The organism is Pontibacter mangrovi, from assembly GCF_006385705.1.
Taxonomy (GTDB): Bacteria; Bacteroidota; Bacteroidia; order Cytophagales; family Hymenobacteraceae; genus Pontibacter; species Pontibacter mangrovi.
The window spans coordinates 378,522-394,442 of record NZ_VFRQ01000001.1; the positions used below are offsets into that span (position 1 = coordinate 378,522).

The following is a 15,921-nucleotide window of genomic DNA, read 5'->3' on the forward strand; positions in this document are numbered from 1 at the left end:
TTCTAATTGCAGAACATGTTTAAAAAGATATTAATCGCTAACCGTGGCGAGATTGCGCTGCGCATTATACGCACTTGCAAGGAGATGGGCGTTAAAACGGTGGCTGTATACTCTACAGCCGACAAGGAGAGCCTGCATGTGCGCTTTGCCGATGAGGCCGTTTGCATTGGCCCGGCCCCTAGCTCCCACTCCTATCTCAACATCCCCAATATTATAGCGGCGGCGGAAATCACCAACGCCGATGCCATACACCCTGGCTATGGCTTCCTGTCAGAAAACGCAGACTTCTCACGCATCTGTGCCGAAAACGGCATTAAGTTTATCGGCGCCTCTCCGGAGATGATAAACCAGATGGGCGACAAGGCCTCTGCCAAAGACACCATGAAGAAAGCAGGCGTGCCCACCATCCCGGGTTCGGAAGGACTGCTGAAGAACATGGAAGAAGGCATCAAGATCGCGAAGAAGATCAAGTACCCCATCATACTGAAAGCCACTGCAGGTGGCGGTGGCCGCGGCATGCGTATCGTGAAGAACGATATGGAGTTTGAGAAAGCCTGGAATGATGCCCGCGCCGAAGCCAAGGCCGCTTTCGGAAACGATGGCATCTACCTGGAGAAATTTGTGGAGGAGCCACGCCACATCGAGATTCAGCTGATCGGTGACCAGTACGGCAACGTAGCGCACCTGTCGGAGCGTGACTGCTCTATTCAGCGCCGCCACCAGAAGCTGGTAGAGGAAACCCCTTCCCCATTCATCACCGACGAGCTGCGTGACGCTATGGGCCAGGCTGCCATTGCCGGTGCCAAAGCCATTAACTACGAGGGCGTGGGCACGATCGAATTCCTGGTGGACAAAAACCGCGACTTCTATTTCATGGAGATGAACACGCGTATCCAGGTGGAGCACCCGATAACGGAAGAGGTAATTGACTACGACCTGATCAAGGAGCAGATCAAAGTGGCTGCCGGCGAGAAGATCACAGGCAAAAACTACTACCCGAAGATGCACGCCATCGAGTGCCGTATCAATGCTGAGGACCCAAAGAACGGCTTCCGCCCGAGCCCAGGCAAAATCACCACGCTACACGTGCCAGGCGGCCACGGCGTGCGTGTAGACTCTCATGTATACTCCGGCTACGTAATCCCGCCAAACTACGATTCCATGATCGCGAAGCTGATCGTGAGCGCGCAGACGCGTGAGGAGGCTTTGGTAAAGATGAAGCGCGCCTTGAGCGAGTTTGTGATTGAGGGAATTAAAACCACGGTACCGTTCCACCTGAAGCTGATGGACGACCCTGGGTTTAAAGAAGGAGACTTCACGACGAAGTACCTGGAGGATTTTGACTTCAGTGCGATTGAATAGTTTTCTACGAAATAAACAGGAAGGGCTCCGATTAATACCGGAGCCCTTTTTTATACTTGCTGCCCAAGCTATACTTATACTTTGAGCCGAAGAAGGAGTAGCTAAGCCCTTAGCTCGCTAACCAGGATAGCGCCTCCCCCGGGTTTAGAAAGCTATTCACCTGAAACCGGACAACCCCTCGCTGCTGGGCATTAGCCGCCACCTGCACCAGCTCCTGCCGGACCAACTCCTGTGCCGGTATGACGCGGGCCAGCTTCTTTAGCTGTGTGCTGGAGAGCAGTTCAAAGAAGTCGTAAGAAAGCCACCCTTTTATATCCGCCGATACGGATGTGATCAGCCTGGCATCCGCTATAGCCCGTTCAAACTTCGTATCGCGCAGCACTTCATACAAACGAGTCGCGCCGGCTATAATCTCATGCCCGTGCACTGGCCGCAGCCACACCGACTTGATGAGCTTTTTTTGCTCGTCTACTTCAATCTTGTAATAGTCTAGCCCGGGGCTTGTTAAAGATGCCATGGATACCTTAATGAGAACGCTCTATACTTATTTCTCTTTCGAAGAGGCTTGCTGAAGCTCCGTCTCCATCAGTTGCTCCAGCTCCTGATACCAGCCTTCGCCATACTTGCGGATGAGCGGTTCTTTCAGGAATTGGTATACGCGCACGCCCAGGTCCTGCCCAAAGCTGCAGGCGGAACTGCAAATGCCCCAGCGGTCATAGTTCAGGGCTTCAAACCCATCATACTTTGTGATGCGGATAGGGTAAAGATGGCAGGAGATCGGCTTTTTCCAGCTGATCTTGCCGTCAATGTAAGCTTGCTCAATGGCGCACTTCAGGGAGTTGTTCTCATCGTACAGGGCATAGGCGCACTCGCGGTTGCCAATGGTCGGGGTAGAATAGTCTCCTTCCCAATCCTTAATGTATAGCCCCTGCTCTTCCACCGCCTTTACGCCAGCCTCTGACATGTATGGCTTTACTTGCTCGTAACTATCCTTGAGTATTTCCAGCTCGTCTTCCTCCAAAGGCGCGCCCAAATCGCCTTCTACACAGCAGGCGCCCTTGCACTTCTCTAGGTTGCACACAAAAAACTGGTCGCGCACATCGTCGCTTATAACGGTATTCAGAAGAACTATCATACTAAGATTTATATAGAAAGGCTGGAGCAACGTAGCTTAGCAGTTGCCCCACTAAAAGACAAAGGTAGGGATAAATAAGTTTAAAGACGCTGCTGTACAAGCGCAAGCGGTTGAAGTATAGCGTTATGCTATTTAATTCTTCCTTTGCGGAGAACCAGCTGCCATCAGCATATTCTGCACGTTCTCGTGCTTGGTATAATCAATGGCGGCCATGCCTTGGCTGTCGGTAATAGTCACATCGGCGCCTGCCTGTATCAGAGTCACGATTATCTCAAAGTTGGCTTCCATCTCACAGGCTACCATCAACGGCGTCTTGCCTTCATTATTTACCACGTTAGGGTTAGCGCCGGCCTGCAGGAGCCGCTCCAGCTCCATAATGCCAATGTGCTGCCCGATAGTAGCGTTCAGCGCCTGCGCCAGAACCGTGTTTCCGTCGTTGTCACGAATGTTAGGGTCTGCGCCATGCGCCAGAAGCGTATCTAGCAGCTGCACCTGCTCCAGTTCATAATACTCCGTGCGGATGCGGGAGCTACTCACGATGTAGTGCAGCGCTGTCTTTCCGTTAGCATCCTGCGCGTTTACGTCAGCTCCTTTGCGGAGTAACAGACTGGCCGCTTTCAGGCGGGCCTCCGGCTCATACGCTACGCCGTAGTCCTCCAACAGCATCGGGATGTAGAGGGCGTGCATCAGCGGTGTGCGGCGCTCCAGGTTCGTTTCATAATCGTCTGGCTGCGCCTGGCTGTTGGGGTCGCCGCCGGCAGCCAAGGCGCGGCTCAGCATCTCTGGGTCACGTTGAATGGCTGCCACCACCACTTTCTGGTCCGGGGTTTGGTTGATGTAAAGCAGCTGCTCATAGGCATTTCGACTTCCTTTTTCCACAGCCTTGCGGTACAGGTTGCGCGCTTCGTCTACTCTCACCTCTCCCAGGGTTCCTTCTTCCAGCAGAAGCGCCAGCGTATACATCGCCTCCCGTTCCCCGGCCTCAACGCCTTTCTTCAGCCAACTCACCGCTTTCTCATAATCCTTGCCTACACCCTCCCCGTTCAGGTACAGGTTGGCAAGGGATGTATAAGACACCACGTCACCCGCGTCGGCGGCGCGGCGCAGGTAATTGGCGGCTAAACCATAGTTCTGCATTTCGCCATACCCGGTGTAGTACATGCTGCCAAGTATACGGTTGGCAAAGCCGTCGCCCTCCACTGCTTTCTCACGGATAGTGATAGCGGCCGTACGCATGTGCTGCAGAAAGCGCTGCTCATCATCCTTGTTGCGCAGCGTCATCAGCTCGGCCATACCCAGATTAGCCAGCACACTGCCACTGTCCAGCGCTGCTTCATAATAAACCCTGGCGGAGTCTCGGCTGGCGGCAAAGTACTCGCCAGGGTTTTCAACCTGCTTCACTGTGTCGATTTCCACCGAGTCATACTTCAGCTCACGGTACTGGTGCATGCGACCCAGGAAGTATAGCGCGTCATACTCTCCTTCTGCGGCAGCCTGTCTAAATTTTTCCTGGGCTTTTTGGAAATCCAGGGAAGTATAGTAAAACATCGCCTCATCCATGGCAGGCGTACGCCAAACGTGCCGTAGCTCTGATATTGACGTTTCAGGCGTTACTGCGGCCGCCGCGGTTGCCCTTTTGGCGGCAGCTACGGCAGAGTCTTTAGCCGCTGTGGATGCGTTTTCCGCCCCATTTGTCCCGGGGCTGGTTTGCCCAAAGCCTACCGTTCCGAAGCCAAGCAGCAGGCAAAGCATCAGGAGCTTCTTTATACTTTGTGGTTGACTAGATATAGTATGATGATGTCTCAAGGTATACAAGTTTAGGTTCCGGCGTTCCTGCAAAAGTACGCGCATTAGCGCTTTAATCAAAAATGGCACCAAAACAGCCTCTAAACGCGGGGGCTCATGCAAATCTTATACTTGCCCTGAAGCTAAACGCTTTAGGCTCAGAAGGTGTTCCTCTTGTACGGGCTTCATACTTTGTGCCGCAGCAGGCATAAGTTACAGGAAGCGGTTCAGAAAAAGGAATTGTATTCGTAAATTGCATAGATTTTAAGCACGCGGAAGAGAAAAGATGGATTATATCAGCTTACTGAACGAGTCGCAGCGCGCGGCGGTACTGCACACCGATGGGCCAGCCATGATCATAGCGGGCGCCGGCTCCGGCAAAACAAGAGTTTTAACTTACCGGATCGCCCACCTGATCAGCCAGGGCGTTGACCCCTTTAACATACTGGCCCTGACCTTTACCAACAAGGCGGCCAAGGAAATGCGCCACCGTATCGAAAAGGTGATCGGCAACGAGGCCAAAAACATCTGGATGGGCACCTTTCACTCGGTGTTCTCGCGCATCCTGCGCGCCGAGGCCGACAAGATCGGCTACCCGAAAAGCTTCACCATTTACGACACCGACGACTCCAAGACGCTTATTCGCAACATCGTGAAGGAGCTGAATCTGGACGACAAGCTATACAAGCCGAACGTGGTGCTGGGGCGAATCTCGGCAGCCAAGAACAAGCTCATCTCGGTAAAGCAGTACCTCAACGACCCGGTGATACAGGCGGACGACGAGGCAGCCATGCGCCCGAAGATCGGCAAGATCTACGAGATGTACCAGAACCGCTGCTTTCGCGCCGGCGCCATGGATTTCGACGATTTGCTGTTCAACACCAACGTGCTGTTTAAAGACCACCCGGACGCGCTGAATAAGTACCAGAATATCTTTAAGTTTGTGATGGTGGACGAGTACCAGGACACGAACTATTCGCAGTACCTGATCACCAGAAAGCTGGCGGCCCAGAACCGCAACATTGTGGTGGTGGGTGATGATGCACAGTCGATCTACGCCTTCCGTGGGGCCGACATCCAGAACATCCTCAACTTTGAGCGCGACTACCCGGAGCTGCAGGTGTTTAAGCTGGAGCAGAACTACCGCTCCACCAAGAACATCGTGAACGCCGCCAATTCGGTTATCAAGAACAACTCGGCCCAGTTGAAGAAAGATGTTTATACCGACAACGAACAGGGCCCGCTGATCGAGGTGATAAAGGCAAACTCCGATAACGAGGAGGGCAAATTGGTGGCCACCACCATTTTCGAGGAGAAAATGAGCAACCACCTCTCCTACGACGACTTCGCCATACTTTACCGCACCAACGCGCAGTCCCGTGCTATGGAGGAGGCGCTGCGCCGCATGAACATCAAGTATAAGATCATCGGCGGCCTGTCGTTCTACCAGCGCAAGGAGATAAAGGACCTGATCGCCTACCTGCGCCTGACGGTGAACCCGAACGATGAGCAGGCGCTGCGCCGCGTGATCAATTACCCCAAGCGCGGCATCGGCGAAACAACCGAGCAGCGGCTTTTTGTAACGGCCAATGACACGAACCACAGTGTATGGGAGGTAGTACAGAACGCCTCCGAGTTTCTGGGCAACCGCGTGGGCACGACCATCGAGAACTTTTCGATCATGATCCGCGACTTTGCCCGCATTGCCGAGAACAGCGACGCCTTTGAGGTGGCCAAGCACATTGCCAAGCACTCGGGTATTGTAGACGAGTTGTACCAGGATAAAACCGTAGAGGGCCTGGCACGTTATGAGAACATACAGGAGTTGCTGAACGGTATAAAAGAGTATGTGGATGACCCGGAGAAGGAAGACAAGAGCCTGTCTTCCTTCCTGCAGGACATTGCCCTGGTGACCGATGCCGATACCAAAGCCGATGACGACGGAGAGTTTGTGACGCTGATGACGATCCACTCGGCCAAGGGCCTGGAGTTTAAGAACGTGTTTATCGTGGGAATGGAGGAGAACCTCTTCCCGAGCCAGATGATGCTCAACTCCCGCGCCGATTTGGAGGAGGAGCGCCGCCTGTTTTACGTGGCCATCACCCGTGCCGAGAAAAAACTATACTTAACCTACGCCACCAGCCGTTACCAATGGGGTAACCTGCGGGCCTGCGAGAAGAGCCGCTTCCTCGACGAGATCGACCCGAAGTACATCAACTTTAAGTATGGCGAGAGCCAATCCGGCGGAGGAAACGTTTTCAACCGCGTGCTGCAGCGCAAGAGCAGCATCAGCAGTCTGGTGCAGCCGCCGGCCCGCAAGCAGGCAGCCACGGCTTACACCGCCCCTGCCGACTTTAAGCCCAGCGACACCTCCAGCCTGGCGGCAGGCATGAAGGTGGAGCACCCTAAGTTCGGTTTCGGCGTAGTAACCAAGATGGACACGCAGGGCAACAGCACCAAAGCCATTATCAACTTTGATGAGGTGGGCGAGAAAACCCTGCTCCTGAGCTTTGCGAAGCTGCGCATACATGAATAATTAGAAATTTATGAATTAGAAATTGAAGCTCTGAGTTTGGTCGGTCCTACCCTAAACGCATGTAATTCCTCAAAACTTCTAACTTGAATTTCGTAATTCATAGGTGCACCTGGTGCATTGTTTACCATTTCTAATTTCTAATTCCTAATTTTGAACTCATAAATAAGATATAATGGAAGCGAGTACTACCTTTAAACAAGAGCTTTTGCTGCGCGAGTATGGCCGCAACGTGCAGGACCTGGTAAACTACATCACCAAGGTTCAGGACCGCAGAGAGCGCACCCGCCTATCGCAGCTGCTCATCAACCTGATGGCCAAGCTGAACCCGCAACTGCGCGACACGCAGGACTACCAGCAGAAGCTTTGGAACCACCTGTTCGTGATGTCAGGCTCAACGCTGGATGTGGACTCCCCTTACCCGCTGAGCGCGATGGAGTACCTCAACGATAAGCCACAGCCGATGGAGTACCCACTGGAAACACCAAAATATAAGCATTACGGTCAGAACGTGGAGCTTCTGATACAACGCGCCACTGAACTTACTGATCCTAAAGAGCGGGAAGCTGCCATTGTTTCTATTGGCAAACTCATGAAGACTCTTTACAGGTCCTATAACAAAGAAAACATCACGGATGACGTGATATTAGGCGATATCAGAGACATCTCCAAAGGGCAGCTGGACATGAACCTGCAGTATATTGAAAGCAATAACCTGTTTGAGTCTAACGTGAAGCAGGATGGCGGCCACCACCAGCAGCGCTCGCAAAACCAGGGCCCGAGAAATAAAAAAAGTAACCGTTCCTCTAATCAAAGAAATAAGTAATAGATGGCTTCTTTTGAAGTAATTGGCGGCAACAAGCTACGAGGCGATATTTATCCGCAGGGTGCTAAAAACGAGGCCTTGCAGATCCTCTGCGCCGTATTGCTGACCCCAGAACCTGTAGTAATCTCCAATGTGCCGGACATCCGGGACGTAAATAAACTGATCGAGCTGCTGCGCGACATGGGTGTAAAGGTGGAGCGCAACGCCCCCGGCACCTATACGTTCCAGGCAGATGACATCAACCTGGATTACCTGAAAACAGAACAGTTTGTAGAGCAGGGCCGGGCTATCCGGGGCTCTGTCATGATTGTTGGCCCCCTTTTGGCCCGCTATGGTGAAGCGAAGATGCCTAAACCAGGCGGCGATAAGATCGGCCGCCGCAGACTGGACACGCATTTTATAGGTCTGGAAAAGCTGGGAGCAAAGTTCAACTTTGACACGCCCGACATCTTCTATAGCGCCAAGGCACATCAGCTAAAAGGCACCTATATGCTGCTGGATGAGGCCTCTGTAACCGGCACCGCCAACATTTTGATGGCTGCCGTGCTGGCCGAAGGCACCACCACTATTTACAACGCCGCCTGCGAGCCATACGTGCAGCAGCTGAGCCGCATGCTGAACCGCATGGGCGCAAAGATAAGCGGCATCGGCTCTAACCTATTGGTAGTAGAGGGCGTGGAAAAACTGGGCGGCACTGAGCACCGCATGCTGCCCGATATGATCGAAATTGGCTCCTTTATAGGTATGGCCGCCATGACAGGCTCTGAGATCACCATCAAAGACTGTCAGATTCCGGAGCTGGGCTTAATACCGGATACATTCCGTCGATTGGGCATAAAGATGGAGTTCAGAGGCGATGATATCTTTATTCCGGAGCAGGACCGCTACGAAGTGGATACTTATATTGACGGCAGCATCCTGACCATTTCAGACCATACCTGGCCGGGCCTGACGCCTGACCTGCTGAGCGTGGCGCTGGTAACGGCGACCCAGGCCAAAGGAACTGTGCTCATCCACCAGAAAATGTTCGAGAGCCGCCTGTTCTTCGTAGACAAGCTGATCGACATGGGCGCCCAGATCATACTTTGTGACCCCCACCGCGCCACTGTTATAGGGCAGAACAAGCAGGTGCCGTTGCGCGGCATCCGCATGACCTCTCCTGACATTCGTGCCGGTGTGGCCCTGCTCATCGCAGCCCTCTCGGCCGAAGGCAAAAGCATCATCGACAACGTGGAGCAGATAGACCGCGGCTACCAGAACATCGACGGCCGCCTGAATGCGCTGGGTGCGCAGATCAGACGAATATAGATAGATACAACATCATACTTTTTTCAAAGGGGTGCCTTAAACAGGTGCCCCTTTCTTTTTGAGCTCACCGCCTATTTTATTGACATATACCTGTTTATCTTTATATTTGGGGATTCAAAACCAACCAATCTTTTTATGAAGTACAAACTTTTACTCTTTGTTTTATTTCTTTTCTCCCTTTCCGCTCAAGCGCAAATTAACAACGAACCTGGTACCGTCTACCTCGCTGATGGAAAAGAAATCTCCGGAAAAATAAGCTACTATGTTGACGACCCGAATAACATTGCCTTCTATGACATGGAGGGGAATAAAACCGCCTTCACACCGGATCAGATAAGGGAAGTAAAGCTGTTCAACGGCAAACGCTTTATCACCAAAACCTATAAAGATGAGTGGAAAGAGCAGGACCTGCTGCTGCAGGCCATACTGCTCACGGACAATAAAATAAGCCTTTTTAAGCAAGATGGAGCGAACACCGCATACTTTGTATCAAAAGGAGATGCGTTGCACAAGCTTGAAAACAATAAGCTGACGCAAAGGACAGAGGACGGCAGCAATTACAGGAATTACGATCATCAGTACATCGTGACGCTGACCCTACTGATGGAGGACCGGTTCGACCTGACTCAGAAACTACAGGAAATTGAGCTGGAGGAGGAGGATCTTACCGAAATCCTCACGGAGTATGCAGAAGGGGAAGTGAGTTATTACATGGTCACAAATAAAAAGTCCAAGGGAGAACCGTATACGTCGGTTTTTACGCAGTACAGCAATTACGCTACGTATTATGGCGAAGAAACCGAAAAGAATTCCTTTGGCGTTATCCTGGGCTTACAATACCATTTTGCCCAGAATGGGCGGGGCTCTCTCAAGTTCTCCTTCGACCGTAGCGCCTATAAGTATGAGACGAGGAATGAGAATGTTTTTAGCTTCTCAACCCGGTACCAGTATGAGCTGATTCAGCAGGAAAAGTTTAACTTTTACATAAATGCCCACTTGTTTGACCTGAGCTGGTATTCCATGGAGAATTTTGAAACTAAGACCAGTTCAAAAGGCTTTTCCCCTGTGCTGCGCCTTAGTCCTGGCCTTGGCTTTGAGTATAAACCGACAAAAAATTTCGCTGTGTTTGCCGAGCTAAACCACATGCTGCAAATGGAGCACTACCCCAAAAACAACAGCATCGGGCTGAAGTATAGCTTCATCAAATAGCTTACATACTGCCCATAAACTGAAAGAGCATCCTTCGCGGGATGCTCTTTCAGTTTATACTTTGTCCTTCTTACAATAAATCTAGCACGTTCTCTGGTGGGCGGCCCAGCACGGCTTTGTTGTCCTTCACCACAATCGGGCGCTCGATCAGCACGGGGTGCTCCACCATGGCCTGTATCCATTCCTCGTCTGTGAACTCCTTGCCTTTATACTTATCCTTATAGACCGTCTCGCCTTTGCGCAGCAGTTGCTCGGGCTTCATGTTCAGCTTCTGCAGGATGACGCGCAGCTCGTCGGCAGTGGGAGGTGTTTTCAGGTATTCTACCACCTCTGCCTCCTGCCCTGCCTGATTAATTAGGTCCAGTGTCTGCCGGCTTTTGCTGCAGCGGCTGTTATGGTATATTTTCAGCATATCATGTTTAGTATAGAGGTATGAAGGTACAAAATCAGAAGTAGAACTGCCACAAAAAACATAGCACTACATCCGGGCAAATATGTAATTTAGCCCGATAAACATGCACAAGTATAAAAACTATGAAAAAACAATTGATGAATGCTGGCAGCGTATTACTGCTATGCCTGGGCCTGTTGCCTTTGCTGGGCTGTGCCACTTCTTCTTCCCATAAGTATAAATCAGGCCACGAGGTGGTCAAGGCCATGCACGAGCGCTGGCAAGGCAAATGGTACCCTAACTTTCAGTTTGAGCAGCGCGCCATCTTTTACGAAAACGACAAAGTAATGAAAGAGGAAGTATGGCAGGAGCTTTACAGCCAACCCGGTCAGCTGCACATCCGCTTCGGGGGGTTTGATAGCGGCAACGGCGTTATCTTTTCGCAGGACTCCGTTTACCAGTTTAAAAACGACAGCCTGGCAAGAAAAGCCGCGCAAATACACCCGCTCGTACTGCTCTGCTTCGACGTATACTTCTACCAGCCCAAGGAAACAGTGGCCAAGCTACAGCAGCTGCAGTTTGACCTTGATAAGCTGCACGAAACAGAGTGGCAAGGCCGCAAAGTATATGTGGTTGGTGCTTCCTCAGACCAGGACACCAGCAGCAATCGGTTTTGGGTGGATAAAGAGCGGCTGTATGTGCTGCGCGTGGTTACCAACCACAGCGGCACCGTGCGCGACGTAGAGATAAACAATTACCAGGAAATCGAGCACAACTGGGTAGCCACCGAGATCGTTTTTAAAACGGACGGCAAAACAACGCTGAAAGAGGAATACTTTAACATCAGCTTCCCGGCGAAAGTAAACTCAGACTGGTTTGAGCCGGACAACTTCCCGAACACCCGCTGGTAAAAAAGAAAGCCGCTGAAACCCAAATCAGCGGCTTTTTCGTGCTGCAGGTGAGCCTATAGCACTTCTTTTAAAAAAACTGAGACCCACAGGGTAGCAGCTTAGTCATCTGGAATTAAAAACTAATCAAAACTATTATTATCAAATGATGGTGCTAAGACCAATCTCGATATTGTTTTTGTGTGGCGCCACTTCTACTCCCTCCAGTATAGTATAGGCAATAAAACTGCCTACCTGCTCGGTGGTGTATGGCGACTTCTTGTTCAGTTCCTGCGTCAGGATGTTGCTGTTGATGGCTTTCTGCACCACCTCGCGCACGCATTTGGCTTCCTCGGCTAGGTTAAGGTAGTCCAGCAGCATGGCTGCCGAAAGTATGGCTGCCATCGGGTTGGCAATGCCCTTGCCTTTGGCCTGCGGAAAGGAACCGTGTATGGGCTCGAACAGCGCCACGCCATCGCCTATAGAGGCGGAGGGCAGCAACCCGATAGAGCCACCTATCACAGAGGCCTCGTCCGAAAGAATGTCCCCGAACATATTTTCTGTCAGGATCACGTCAAACTGCCGCGGATTCAGGATCAGTTGCATGGCAGCATTGTCCACGAATAAGTAAGCGACCTCTACTTTCGGGTACTGCTTCGCAATCTCCTGCACCACCTCGCGCCACAGCCTGGAGGTTTCCAGCACATTGGCTTTGTCTACAAGCGTGAGAATGCCATGCCGTGAGGCCGCTGCCTTGAAGGCAAGGTGCGCCACGCGTGCAACTTCCTCGCGGCTGTAGGTACAGGTATCAAAAGCCGTGTCTGCGGTTCGGCCCTTCTCGCCAAAGTATGTCCCGCCGGTCAGCTCCCGGAAAATGAGAATGTCTGTGCCGGCTATTCGCTCTGGTTTTAGCGGCGAGTGCTCCAACAGTTTTTCGTAGGCAACCACAGGCCGCAGGTTGGCATACAGGCCCAGCGCTTTGCGGAGCCCAAGCAGCCCCTGCTCCGGCCTTACCTTGGCGTGCGGGTTTTGGTCATACTTTGGATCCCCGATGGCCCCTAATAGCACGGCATCCGCCTCCTGGCAAGCCTCCAGCGTTTCGGGCGGCAACGGCGAGCCGGTTTCATCGATGGCACAGGCGCCCATTAGCGCATAGCTGAACCTGAAGGTATGGTTATACTTCTCGGCTACGGCCTTCAGCACTTTCACTGCCTCATTGCATACTTCCGGTCCGATTCCATCGCCCGGAAGCACAGCGATCTTCTTTTCTAATACACCCATGGTCTCCTCGCTTCGTATTCTTCAATAGCTTCTTTCTGACTCACCAGAAAATCAATATCGTCATACCCGTTTAACAGGCACTCTTTCTTATAAGCATCAATCTCAAACGGAACCGTTAGCTCCAGTGCTGGCACCTGCAGTTCCTGTCGTTCCAGGTTAACAATCAGCTTTGTTTCAGGGTCTTGTTGCACCTGCGCCAGAAGCTGCTGCAGCACTTTATCAGATACCTGCAGCGGCAAAAGGCCATTGTTCAGGGCATTGCCTTTAAAGATATCGGCAAAATAGCTGCTGATCACGGCCCTGAAGCCGGCATCATACAGGGCCCAGGCGGCGTGCTCGCGGCTGGAGCCACAGCCAAAGTTCTTACCGGCAACCAGTACCTGCCCGCCGTAACGACTATTGTTCAGCGGGAAATCGGCTTTGGGACTGCCATTGCTGTTATAGCGCCAGTCACGAAAGAGGTTCTCACCAAATCCCTCGCGCGTGGTGGCTTTTAGGAAGCGGGCAGGTATTATCTGGTCGGTATCGATGTTCTCCACGGGCAGCGGCACCGCCCGGGATTCAAGTACATTAAACTTATCCATCAGTTTACATAGTCCATGATGTTCACAATCTTACCCTCTACGGCCGTAATGGCCGCTACCAACGGACTGGCCAGCAGCGTTCTGGCCCCTGGCCCCTGCCGCCCCTCAAAATTGCGGTTCGAGGTAGACACGCAGTATGCGCCCGCCGGAATCTTGTCTTCGTTCATAGCCAGGCAGGCACTACAGCCCGGCTCCCGCAGCTCAAACCCTGCTTCAGCAAGTATAGCGTCTAGCCCTTCCGCCTTTGCCTGCTGCTCTACCAATTTAGAGCCCGGCACAATAATAGCCTCCACATGGCTGGCTTTGCGCTTGCCTTTCACATACTCGGCCACCACCCGTAAATCCTCTATGCGGGAATTGGTGCAGCTGCCGATAAACACGTGCGTAATCTCGCGGCCCAACAACGACTCACCGGGGGCAAAGCCCATATAGCCCAAAGACTTCAGCATGCCCTGCTCATCCACCTCGGCGGTAGATAAAGGGATGGCCTCCCCCACGCTCATGCCCATGGCAGGGTTGGTGCCATAGGTAATCATGGGCGAAATATCTTCTGCCTGAAAAGTATACTCTACATCAAAAGTGGCGTCCTTATCAGAATAAAGCGTGCTCCAGTAGGCCACTGCCTTCTCCCACTGCTCACCCTGCGGCGCAAACTTGCGACCTTTTAAATAGGCAATGGTCGTATGGTCTGGTGCTACCAGGCCGCCGCGGGCTCCCATCTCAATGCTCATGTTGCACACGGTCATGCGCCCTTCCATGCTTAGCTCCTGCACCGCCTGGCCGGCATACTCCACAAAATAGCCGGTGGCGCCGCCTGTGCCTAGCTGCGAAATAATGTACAGGATCATGTCTTTGGCTGACACGCCTTTGCGCAAACTGCCCGATACGTTGATGCGCATGCGCTTTGGCCGGCTCAGCAAAAGGCACTGCGACGCCATCACCTGCGCCACCTGGCTGGTGCCAATTCCAAAGGCAATGGCCCCGAAGGCGCCGTGCGTGGAAGTATGGCTATCGCCGCAAACAATGCTCATGCCTGGTTGCGTCAGTCCGAGTTCCGGGCCGATCACGTGTACAATGCCCTGGTGCTCGTGGCCCAGCCCGTACAGCTCCACGCCATACTTGGCGCAGTTCTCCGTCAGCTTGTCAACCTGAGAGCGCGACAACGGCTCCTCGATGGGCAGGTGCTGGTTGCGCGTGGGCACGTTATGGTCGGCGGTGGCGACGATCTGCTTGCGCCGGTAAAGCCCCAGGTTCCGTTTTGCCAGCTCATCAAAGGCCTGCGGGCTAGTTACCTCATGTATCAGGTGGCGGTCAATGTAAAACACATCCTGCCCGCCCGGCAGCGACCGCACCACATGGGCATCCCATATTTTATCTATCAGTGTTTTTGCCATGCTAGCTTGCCATTACAAGTTTCTTCTCCTCTACCAACTGGTGCAGGTCATGGTCCAGCACCTCTTTCTTTACATCTGCCACAGCCAAAAAGGAAGTATAAGCGATGTCCAGCATCTCTTTCTCTAAAGTATAACCCAGCTTCTGCAGCCTGTAAGCCAGCGCAGCGCGGCCAGACCGGGCCGTGAGTACAATGGACGAGCTGTCAACCCCTACTTCTTTCGGGTCGATGATCTCGTAGGTGCTGCGGTTCTTGATGACGCCGTCCTGGTGAATACCACTGGAGTGGGAGAAAGCATTGGCACCGACAATAGCTTTGTTAGGTTGCACTGGCATGCGCATCATGTGTGATACCAGCGTGGATGTTTCGGTGAGAAGTCTGCTATTGACGGAGGTATACAGGTCGAGGTACGGGTGCTGACGCATGATCATGACCACTTCCTCCAGGGCTGTATTGCCGGCTCGCTCCCCTACTCCGTTTATGGTACACTCTATCTGGCGGGCACCGTTTATGGCACCTGCTATAGAGTTGGCCGTGGCCAGGCCCAGGTCGTTGTGGCAGTGTGTGGACAGGCATACATTCTCGATGCCCTCCACGTGTTCGTATAGATATTTTATTTTTGCGCCATACTCCTGCGGCAGGCAGTATCCCGTGGTGTCCGGAATGTTGAGCACGGTGGCCCCTGCCTTTACAGCCGCTGAGCATATTCTGGCTAAGAATTCATTGTCTGTGCGGCCGGCGTCTTCGGCGTAAAACTCCACGTCTTCTACAAAAGACTTTGCCAGTTTTACGGCTTGCACCGCCCGCTCCAAAACCTGCTCCTGCGTCAGGCGAAGTTTATACTTTACATGAGATTCCGATGTGCCGATGCCGGTGTGCAGGCGTGGGTAACGGGCTTCCTTCAAAGCCTCAGCAGCTACTCTAATATCCTCCTCTACTGCTCGCGACAGTCCGCACACGGTCGCCTGCTTTGTCTGGCGGGCAATGGCGCGCACGGCATCAAAGTCGCCTGGGCTCGACACCGGAAAACCAGCTTCGATCACGTCCACCCCCAGTTCTTCCAGCTGACGCGCAATAACAAGTTTCTCCTCTTTGTTTAACTTACAACCAGGCACCTGCTCGCCGTCGCGAAGGGTGGTATCGAATATTTGAATTTTCTGTGCCGACATCTCTTTTTTAATTTTTCGGACTACATTTACATCTGAAGCTGATTCTAAATACAGGCTT

14 protein-coding genes are annotated in these 15,921 nt (G+C 52.6%); 6 read left to right on the forward strand and 8 right to left on the reverse strand.

Annotated elements, in window-relative coordinates; all coding sequences use genetic code 11:
• Positions 1-15: 15 nt before the first annotated feature.
• A complete protein-coding gene (gene accC / locus FJM65_RS01700) occupies positions 16-1,362 on the forward strand; it encodes an acetyl-CoA carboxylase biotin carboxylase subunit (RefSeq protein ID WP_140618760.1) in 1,347 nt (448 codons plus the stop codon).
• A 109-nt stretch (positions 1,363-1,471) separates the two neighbouring features.
• Here accC and FJM65_RS01705 read toward each other — a convergent pair whose 3' ends face one another.
• From FJM65_RS01705 to FJM65_RS01715, 3 genes are all read right to left on the reverse strand, one after another.
• Positions 1,472-1,879, reverse strand: coding sequence for a hypothetical protein (locus FJM65_RS01705; protein WP_140618763.1), 408 nt, complete (start codon positions 1,877-1,879; stop codon positions 1,472-1,474).
• Between the two features lie 27 nt (positions 1,880-1,906).
• Complete coding sequence (locus tag FJM65_RS01710; protein ID WP_140618765.1) at positions 1,907-2,497, reverse strand: DUF3109 family protein; 591 nt, start codon at positions 2,495-2,497, stop codon at positions 1,907-1,909.
• A gap of 132 nt (positions 2,498-2,629) precedes the next feature.
• Positions 2,630-4,303: an ankyrin repeat domain-containing protein gene (locus tag FJM65_RS01715; RefSeq protein WP_181163607.1), complete on the reverse strand. Its 1,674-nt coding sequence runs from the start codon at positions 4,301-4,303 to the stop codon at positions 2,630-2,632.
• A gap of 265 nt (positions 4,304-4,568) precedes the next feature.
• Here FJM65_RS01715 and FJM65_RS01720 point away from each other — a divergent pair, with 265 nt between their 5' ends.
• The 4 genes from FJM65_RS01720 to FJM65_RS01735 all read left to right on the forward strand — a co-directional run bounded on the left by FJM65_RS01720 (position 4,569) and on the right by FJM65_RS01735 (position 10,158).
• Positions 4,569-6,818, forward strand: a complete 2,250-nt coding sequence (locus FJM65_RS01720; RefSeq protein ID WP_140618769.1) for an ATP-dependent helicase — start codon at positions 4,569-4,571, stop codon at positions 6,816-6,818.
• Positions 6,819-6,990: 172 nt separating this feature from the next.
• Positions 6,991-7,641, forward strand: coding sequence for a DUF4290 domain-containing protein (locus FJM65_RS01725; RefSeq protein WP_140618771.1), 651 nt, complete (start codon positions 6,991-6,993; stop codon positions 7,639-7,641).
• A 3-nt stretch (positions 7,642-7,644) separates the two neighbouring features.
• Complete coding sequence (murA, locus tag FJM65_RS01730; protein WP_140618773.1) at positions 7,645-8,949, forward strand: UDP-N-acetylglucosamine 1-carboxyvinyltransferase; 1,305 nt, start codon at positions 7,645-7,647, stop codon at positions 8,947-8,949.
• Between the two features lie 135 nt (positions 8,950-9,084).
• The gene (locus FJM65_RS01735; protein ID WP_140618775.1) at positions 9,085-10,158 is read left to right on the forward strand and encodes an outer membrane beta-barrel protein; all 1,074 of its coding nucleotides are present in this window, start codon (positions 9,085-9,087) and stop codon (positions 10,156-10,158) included.
• A 70-nt stretch (positions 10,159-10,228) separates the two neighbouring features.
• On the opposite strand, the gene arsC is transcribed toward FJM65_RS01735, so the two are convergent.
• Positions 10,229-10,570: an arsenate reductase (glutaredoxin) gene (gene arsC / locus FJM65_RS01740; RefSeq protein WP_140618777.1), complete on the reverse strand. Its 342-nt coding sequence runs from the start codon at positions 10,568-10,570 to the stop codon at positions 10,229-10,231.
• A 122-nt stretch (positions 10,571-10,692) separates the two neighbouring features.
• On the opposite strand from arsC, the gene FJM65_RS01745 reads away from it, so the two are divergent.
• The gene (locus FJM65_RS01745) at positions 10,693-11,460 is read left to right on the forward strand and encodes a LolA-like protein (RefSeq protein WP_140618779.1); all 768 of its coding nucleotides are present in this window, start codon (positions 10,693-10,695) and stop codon (positions 11,458-11,460) included.
• A 138-nt stretch (positions 11,461-11,598) separates the two neighbouring features.
• Here FJM65_RS01745 and leuB read toward each other — a convergent pair whose 3' ends face one another.
• The 4 genes from leuB to FJM65_RS01765 are packed head-to-tail and all read right to left on the reverse strand — an operon-like array spanning position 11,599 to position 15,863.
• Positions 11,599-12,717: a 3-isopropylmalate dehydrogenase gene (leuB, locus tag FJM65_RS01750; protein WP_140618781.1), complete on the reverse strand. Its 1,119-nt coding sequence runs from the start codon at positions 12,715-12,717 to the stop codon at positions 11,599-11,601.
• The gene (leuD, locus tag FJM65_RS01755) at positions 12,705-13,301 is read right to left on the reverse strand and encodes a 3-isopropylmalate dehydratase small subunit (RefSeq protein ID WP_140618783.1); all 597 of its coding nucleotides are present in this window, start codon (positions 13,299-13,301) and stop codon (positions 12,705-12,707) included. Before leuD ends, leuB begins: the two co-directional genes overlap by 13 nt.
• Positions 13,301-14,695 (reverse strand): 3-isopropylmalate dehydratase large subunit, encoded by a 1,395-nt coding sequence (gene leuC, locus FJM65_RS01760; protein WP_140618785.1) that lies wholly within the window; start codon positions 14,693-14,695, stop codon positions 13,301-13,303. The genes leuD and leuC overlap by 1 nt, the downstream gene beginning before the upstream one ends.
• A 1-nt stretch (position 14,696) precedes the next feature.
• Positions 14,697-15,863, reverse strand: coding sequence for a 2-isopropylmalate synthase (locus FJM65_RS01765; protein ID WP_140618788.1), 1,167 nt, complete (start codon positions 15,861-15,863; stop codon positions 14,697-14,699).
• Positions 15,864-15,921 lie beyond the last annotated feature (58 nt).